At 35.6% G+C, this 6892-nt stretch carries 11 protein-coding genes; 4 read left to right on the top strand and 7 right to left on the bottom strand.

The annotated features are described in order from the left end of the window. Positions 1 to 123: 123 nt before the first annotated feature. Together FHR85_RS14495 and FHR85_RS08120 are read left to right on the top strand one after the other, a co-directional pair. The gene (locus FHR85_RS14495) at positions 124 to 249 is read left to right on the top strand and encodes a hypothetical protein (protein WP_279588354.1); all 126 of its coding nucleotides are present in this window, start codon (positions 124 to 126) and stop codon (positions 247 to 249) included. Between the two features lie 140 nt (positions 250 to 389). Then, positions 390 to 920: a DinB family protein gene (locus FHR85_RS08120; protein ID WP_167262374.1), complete on the top strand. Its 531-nt coding sequence runs from the start codon at positions 390 to 392 to the stop codon at positions 918 to 920. Positions 921 to 971: 51 nt separating this feature from the next. Here the strand turns inward: FHR85_RS08120 and FHR85_RS08115 are convergent, their stop codons facing one another. The 3 genes from FHR85_RS08115 to FHR85_RS08105 all read right to left on the bottom strand — a co-directional run bounded on the left by FHR85_RS08115 (position 972) and on the right by FHR85_RS08105 (position 2657). Further along, the gene (locus FHR85_RS08115; RefSeq protein WP_167262373.1) at positions 972 to 1517 is read right to left on the bottom strand and encodes a nucleoside/nucleotide kinase family protein; all 546 of its coding nucleotides are present in this window, start codon (positions 1515 to 1517) and stop codon (positions 972 to 974) included. A 71-nt stretch (positions 1518 to 1588) separates the two neighbouring features. After that, positions 1589 to 2233: a hypothetical protein gene (locus FHR85_RS08110; protein ID WP_167262372.1), complete on the bottom strand. Its 645-nt coding sequence runs from the start codon at positions 2231 to 2233 to the stop codon at positions 1589 to 1591. Positions 2234 to 2312: 79 nt separating this feature from the next. Further along, on the bottom strand, positions 2313 to 2657 hold the full coding sequence (locus FHR85_RS08105; RefSeq protein ID WP_167262371.1) for an ASCH domain-containing protein: 345 nt from the start codon (positions 2655 to 2657) through the stop codon (positions 2313 to 2315). 201 nt (positions 2658 to 2858) lie between these two features. On the opposite strand from FHR85_RS08105, the gene FHR85_RS08100 reads away from it, so the two are divergent. Together FHR85_RS08100 and FHR85_RS08095 are read left to right on the top strand one after the other, a co-directional pair. Further along, a complete protein-coding gene (locus FHR85_RS08100) occupies positions 2859 to 3467 on the top strand; it encodes a class I SAM-dependent methyltransferase (RefSeq protein WP_167262370.1) in 609 nt (202 codons plus the stop codon). 216 nt (positions 3468 to 3683) lie between these two features. Further along, complete coding sequence (locus FHR85_RS08095) at positions 3684 to 4511, top strand: NAD(P)-binding domain-containing protein (protein WP_167262369.1); 828 nt, start codon at positions 3684 to 3686, stop codon at positions 4509 to 4511. A gap of 52 nt (positions 4512 to 4563) precedes the next feature. Here FHR85_RS08095 and FHR85_RS08090 read toward each other — a convergent pair whose 3' ends face one another. From FHR85_RS08090 to FHR85_RS08075, 4 genes are all read right to left on the bottom strand, one after another. Further along, complete coding sequence (locus tag FHR85_RS08090; protein WP_167262368.1) at positions 4564 to 4842, bottom strand: hypothetical protein; 279 nt, start codon at positions 4840 to 4842, stop codon at positions 4564 to 4566. A gap of 19 nt (positions 4843 to 4861) precedes the next feature. Further along, positions 4862 to 5413 carry a hypothetical protein gene (locus tag FHR85_RS08085; protein ID WP_167262367.1) on the bottom strand — a complete coding sequence of 184 codons (552 nt, stop codon included), beginning with the start codon at positions 5411 to 5413 and terminating at the stop codon, positions 4862 to 4864. Positions 5414 to 5522: 109 nt separating this feature from the next. Then, positions 5523 to 5933, bottom strand: a complete 411-nt coding sequence (locus FHR85_RS08080) for a M67 family metallopeptidase (RefSeq protein ID WP_167262366.1) — start codon at positions 5931 to 5933, stop codon at positions 5523 to 5525. A gap of 7 nt (positions 5934 to 5940) precedes the next feature. Further along, a complete protein-coding gene (locus tag FHR85_RS08075; protein WP_167262365.1) occupies positions 5941 to 6885 on the bottom strand; it encodes a hypothetical protein in 945 nt (314 codons plus the stop codon). Positions 6886 to 6892: the final 7 nt, after the last annotated feature.

Here is a 6892-nt window from a genome sequence, read left to right as displayed (position 1 = left end):
TACCAAGGAAATCCTTGAATTATAGAACGCCTATTGAGTGTTTCATGGATCACGTCGATGACAGTATGTTGTCTCGCTTAATTTGACAAATGAATTTATCTAAGGGGAGGTGAAAGCGTACCTTTGAAGGAATCACCTCATCCTAACAAAGAAGTTCTAACCGAAATTCGCGATATTTTAAAAGAAGAGCAATCTGCCAAAGAAAAATCATCTGATAAAAAGGAAGAAATAAAGGTTCGTATAAAATAGGAAAAGTTTATGAATTCCTACTAATTTGCCTATAGATTATTTGTACTTTTATTGCATTATTTTTAGGTGATGATTAGTTTCGATTTAAGGTTGTTTTTAAATTAAATCCATAAGTATTTAAAAGTCGGAGGAGATTTAATATGCTTTATGATTTAAGAGGAGATGCCAATATGTCACCAACTGTGGGAATGTTATATTCCGCAGTGAAAGAAAATCACCAACGACTGCAACTTATTACTGATGGCATGTCGCAAGAGGAATTAGATTACAAGGGGCCTAATGGTAATTATAATAGTACAGCACAGTTAATAAATCATATTATGTATGTTGATCTTAACTGGATTTATAGAATTAAAGGACAGCCATTTCCCAATTCTTTAGAAAACCAATATGGTCCTGTGTTAGATGCCAATAACAGGATTCCAAAAGTGAAGAATATCTCTTTGGAATCACTTATCACGGAATACGAAAGTGTATTAACTAAGTTAAAAGATACATGTACACAGCTATCAGATGCAGATTTGGATAAAGTAGTCACTTTTGGTCTTAATGATGAAAAAGAAGCAACTATTCGTTGGGGTCTTTGGCATATTGCTGACCATAATCGTTATCATCAGGCTCATATTAATCAGCTTAGGAAATGGTATAGAGAAGTACTGCGTGAAAGTTGAGGGACGAATTCAATAATTATAATTTGTAAGATCTCCTCTTTAGGTTAAAAATTAAAATTTATACCTTAACTCTTTAAGTATAGTATCTACGATATCAAAAACGGTTAAAGACCCATCAATAACAAAATCAGCATTTGGTTTGATTGTATTTTCCATTTCTAAATAGGCAGTTCTTCCGTAGTTTAAATAAAAATTCAAGTCGTTTTGGATTTCACCTGAAGTGGCATTATGATAATCTCTTGCTAGTCGTCTTGCCATAGCAATGTCTAGCGGAGTGTCGATATAAATTGAAAAATTAATTAAGCTTTTCAGGTCATCATTTTTATATGAGAAGGGGTAATCCAATATGATGTATTCTGGTGGATTGTCACGTTCTAATAGTGATTCAAGGTCTGCAATGAGGGGAGATAAGTTCCACTGGTTGTAATCAGCTCCTTGTTCAACCCATTTGATTAAGTCATCTGGTGCCTCATTAAAATTATAGTTATCAAAATGCAGTGCCTCAGCATTTCCTAACTTTCCTCTTAATTCATTAGTGACTGTCGTTTTTCCCCCACCACAAACTGAAGACACTGCTATCACTCTAACATTACTCATTAATTTCTCACCAACCCTCTACCAATACTCACTACAGAAAAGTACAATATGGTTGAAGCTTATGAAATGAATTAGTTAAAACAGAATGCAAAAGCGTCACTATCATCCTGTAAATAATACCTCTTATCAGCCATAACATTATTATAATCAATTTCTAGAAAGTAAATGGCCTTGCTTATAGTGTTATAAAATAATTTGGGAGCAATCAAATCTTCAAAAAAATAAGCTTCTATGTCATGGTCATTCTTTAGAAAGGCTTCGTAAATTCGATGATTTCCATTGATGCAATAAGGTTTATTTTCAGTCAAAAAGTAACTTTGAAGTATCATTACGGGATTTTTATGATTTGGTTTGATTAGATCCGGATCTTGATTAATGTTACCTTGATCGACAGTGGAAATTATGTCACTAGGTGAGTATTTAACAGGCTTAATCCTATTTTCTTCTACAAAAGAAGTAGCACCATCAATAGTTAAAGCACATTCAAAAACTCCAGTATCAAACGTTGTATATAATGAAAATGTTTCTTGTCCCTTTGGATGAACTGCAGGGTATTGAGAATTCTTAGGGTATTGATTTAACAACTTCCGCCATTCAGTAGAAAGCCTAGCCCCATACTCTGATGTTTGTTCCATTTCATGAATGCGCGACATAATATGTTCAACTGGATTAAAATGTTGTGCTGCTTCTTCTTTTGGATTTGTAGGGTTAACCATAGTGTTCAACCTTTCCACTTCAATTTTGGGGTATAAAATATTGCTATTTTATTTTTCCTTCTATAGAAACCTATAAGGTTTATCCTAATAACTTTATTGTAATCGCAACAGTTCCCCATTCCTTTTCTTGTTCCGGCGTATAAATTTGGTAAGTTCGTTCCACCATTTCATCAATTGACCCACCGACAGCATCAAGATCACTTGCAGGAACGTTTCCGTACATTTCTTTAAATGTTGAAAAGTGCTTTAGTTCAAGAATCTCGACTGTTAAAGTTTCATTGCTATCTGGAACTTTTGAAAACTTGATCGTGTCTCCTGGATTAAGCTTTCTTCTTTTCTCATCATTTAATCTTACTTCCACTTTCTTTTTACCTGTCTTGATTGAATTAAAAGGCGATTCATAAAGGCCCATGTTGTGTTCCATGATCTCAACTCTCCCATCAATAGATTGCAAGTGTATTATTTCGTTCATTCTACCATAAAATGCCTCCCTTTTTATTAAACCTTATGAAATCCTCTGTTTCACGATAATTTTCATATATCCTATATTCAGTCCAACTTCAGACAAATGCAAAATGTTATAGTTAATAGAGTTCGAATTCAAAGAAAGGGTGAACGAAACACGATGACAGATCAACCATTTGAACAAATAGCTAAACGATATGATAACGACAAAATGCAAGCGCTAGCGCAAGTCATTATTGAACAAGTAAGGCCCGTATTACATCAACATACTTCCAGATCATTCTTGGATTATGGAGGTGGAACGGGGCTTGTCAGTCTTGAGTTAACGGATTTAGTTGAGTCAGTGTTACTAGTAGATGCATCATCACAAATGGTAGGCGTTGCGAAGGAAAAAGTTCACCAGCGAAACATTGAAAATGCTCGTGTGATTCAAGCTGATTTTATGCAGGAAAAGCCTTCAGAAAAAGTTGATACGATTTTCATGTCACTCGTTCTCATTCATATTCCTGAAACCAAAACGATTCTGCAGACTTTATACGATACTCTGAATGACGGAGGGGAATTGGTGATTGTTGATTTTGACAAAAACGAAAACATTGATCACCCTAAAGTGCATAATGGGTTTAAGCATAATGAATTGAAAGCGCTTTTAGCTGATGTCGGTTTTCAATCAATTGATATCCAAACGTTTCATCATGGCAAGAATCTCTTTATGAATCAAGATGCATCGTTGTTTATGGCAACTTGTCGAAAAAATAATCTTTATTGAATTTGGATGTTGATTTTCTACTGGATTACTCCGGAAATATATTTCTAGAATGATCATGTTTATTAATCTGTTCTTTCGTGTATACGTATAAAAGAGCAGTACACTTGATGCCATGTTTGATTAAACCGCAGCTCATGCTGAAGAAATTAATGAACATAGCACCAAAGTGTTTTGTGAAAGCGGTTAAAAAACGAACCCGATATGGAGGAATGTTTAGTGACGAAAAAAATTGGACTTGTAGGACTAGGAACGATGGGCTTTCCGATGGCGATTAATTTAAATAAGGCTGGCTTTGAAGTGGTTGGTTATGATGCTTTTAAAGGTGTCTATGAAAAAGCTGAAGCGGCTGGGATCACGATGGTCGAAACGTTGAAAGAAGTAGGCGAACAAGCTGATGAAGCAGTCATATCAATGGTTCGTGACTATGATCAGAATGTGGATGTTATTTTTGGCGAGAACGGCTTAATGGCATCTGATCCCCAAGATAAAGTCGTGATCTGCATGAGTACGCTCGATCCTGATACGATGAAACAATTAAATCAAAAAGTAGAAGAGGAAAGCAACTTAACGTTAATTGATGCAGGTGTCAGTGGAGGCGCTATTGGCGCAGAAGAGGGGACGTTATCAATTATGGTTTCGGGACCTGAAGATGCTGTCAAAACGGCAGATCCCTATTTCCAAGCCGTTGGTACGAATATATTTTACTACGGGTCTGAAACGGGTAATAGCCAAATCGCTAAATTAATTAACAATATGATTCTCGGTATCAATGTCAATGCTGTGGCAGAAGGGCTTAAATTAGCTGAACATTATAACTTACCTCAAGATGAGTTATTAAACTTATTGCACGTCAGCACTGGTGATAGTTGGGTAGCTAGACATTGGAGTGACGTTTCTGAATGGACACCAGAGACGGCTTTAAATATCTTGCTAAATGATTTAACCGCTGCTCATAAGGAAGGTATCAAACATAATGTTTCCTTACCATTTACGGCTTTATCGACCACACAGTTATTTGATGCTATGAATGTAGAGAAACGATAATCATAAATGCCCCCACTTAGTGGATATAGAATCCATTAAGTGGGGGTATTTATTAGGATTCAGCATTCGTCACTAAATCAAATAAATGATCGAATTGGTTTTGGTTGTGTTCGATTGATTTGTCGATTTCTTTTAGAAGTTTACTGGATGATTCACCTGGCATATTCAAATGGTTTCCTTCTGAACCGTTAATAGTCTGTGTTTTTAATTTAAGTAATAGAAGCAAGATGGAGTATTCGAGTTTCTCATCATTTGTTGCATGTTCATCGATTTGAGAGGCATAACCGTTCACCATCTTATAGGTGAGCGACCAAAATTGTTCATCAACCAATTAAAGCCCTCCTTTGTCTCTACATTCTAATATTAATCGTGTTAAGAGAAGTCATTCCGTCACTTTCTGATTCAGTGTATACAAAGCCAGTGATTGAACAAGAGAATGGTACATGATTTTCCCAAGTGATCTGGAAGTCAGACAGTGAGACATCATCAAAAGGTTTTAAATGATGACCTTGACCGAGTTTGAACCAATGTTCCTTGTCGTCGTCACTATGATTGAATCGTTCCCAAGTAGCTGGTATTGCTTGAGCATTTATAGAAGAGGGATCATTATTGAACTTTCCTGAAAAGTTAAACGGATCTGAAGTGTCTATGCGTAAACATATGTATAGATCTTCTATTGTGGCTGAACTTAGGTTTTTAATATGAAATCCGCCGAATAATAAGTTTTCATCCTGGAAGTCAGTTGCTGCATTAATTGAATGTGTGAAATAACTAATGAAGGGTGGATTTTGTTGGTCTGGCGTCTGATAAGCTTGCAAATACTCCCTAAATTCCTCAACAAAGCGATCTGTTTGATTGTTCAGTTCTCCTAGTCTTTTCTTCAATTCACTCATATTAGTCATGGTGTTCACTCCTGAAAAAAGGTCAGTATTTAACTTATGCTCATCTCTATGCTAAGAAGAACCATGATATTAACGACTCCTTGTACCTAAATTTCATTTGCATGTCTTATTAAGTTGTGAATATGATGTCACATTCCATATAACGATTATTTTCAACCGAATATAGCTTACACAGTGGCGTTTCCAACTTAAAGGAAATAATCATCATATAAACGAAAGGGTCTGGATGGTTCTTCAAGTCAAGATAAGAGGGAACAGGAGCTGTGACAGGGTGGGTATGGTAAATGGCTAGCACCTGTTCGCCAGTTTGCGTGATTTCATTCATCACGGCCTCTAATGACTGTTTACTAACAAAGTATCGCTTGCTTGATTTCAATTCATTTTCTAAAGGCCAAAATTTATTCACGCGGTGATTAAGTCCAGTGACTAGACCACAAGATTCATAAGGTAGATGGTTACTACAATCTTCCACGATTTGATTGTAGATTGTTAGGGGTAAGATAAGTTGTTTTGGCTTCATCTTATGATCACCTTAATTTTTCAACTATAAATGCCCAAAGTGAGCTGATGGTTCTTTTATTTTTCGGGCGATTAAGCCGTGATTTTGTTTCGTGTTCATTTTCAGTATGTGTGGAACTAATTGATTCGTCCTTTGTAGATTTTTGATCAATCTGCTGATTTGTTGAGTTCGTTTTTCCTGATGGATGGTCAGTCTTCTGACTTTGTTTTTGATCTTTGGCATCAGGCTGTTTTTGGTTTGTTGAAGGTTCTGAATGAATATTATTTTGAGGCTTTGTCACTTTGGTAATAACATTCTTGTTGAATTCGAGATGGTTGGTTTTAGAGGATTTTGCCTGATTAGTAGCGCTGGATGACCTTCTTTTATTATGAAATGAATTGTTTTGGCTGAAATTCTGGTTAGTGTAAGTTGAGGTATTTGCATTCTGTGGTGTCGATTGTTGAATAGTTTTTAACATATTTTGTAGTCTAGTGTATTCCGACATTTTAGGTTCAGCCTTAGTTGACTTTTGTTCTATTGAGTTTGCATTTTCCTTACTAGAGTTATGCCTAAGGTCTTTCAGTGTATGTCTATTTTTCTCTGTTCTGTTGATGGCCTTTTCCATTTTATCGAGCAGGTCAGTTACTTGTGTCTGATAGTCGTTTTGATTAATAGATGTTATATCATACTTTAACTGATTAAGGGAATTAGCTATAGATTGAATTTGTGTAGAATGATCTTCATTCTGTTCTTCATAGTCTTCAATCTTCTTTTGAAAATCTTCCTTCATGATGTTCACTTCTCCTTTTAACCTCGATAATTCTAGTTGCATGTCGTGTAATTCGCGTTTTAAATGAACAAAATAGTTTAATGACTCATGGGGCCCTGAGTATTCAAATGAATGTTTGTAGGTTTGGAGTTCCTGTTTTAATTGTTCAATTTCTGAAGCGTTATATAATTTGTTTTGCTCCACTAAGAGT

The sequence above is a fragment of the Alkalibacillus almallahensis genome, assembly GCF_011761495.1.
Lineage (GTDB): Bacteria > Bacillota > Bacilli > Bacillales > Alkalibacillaceae > Alkalibacillus > Alkalibacillus almallahensis.
This window is presented reverse-complemented; position numbering and strand designations above follow the sequence as displayed.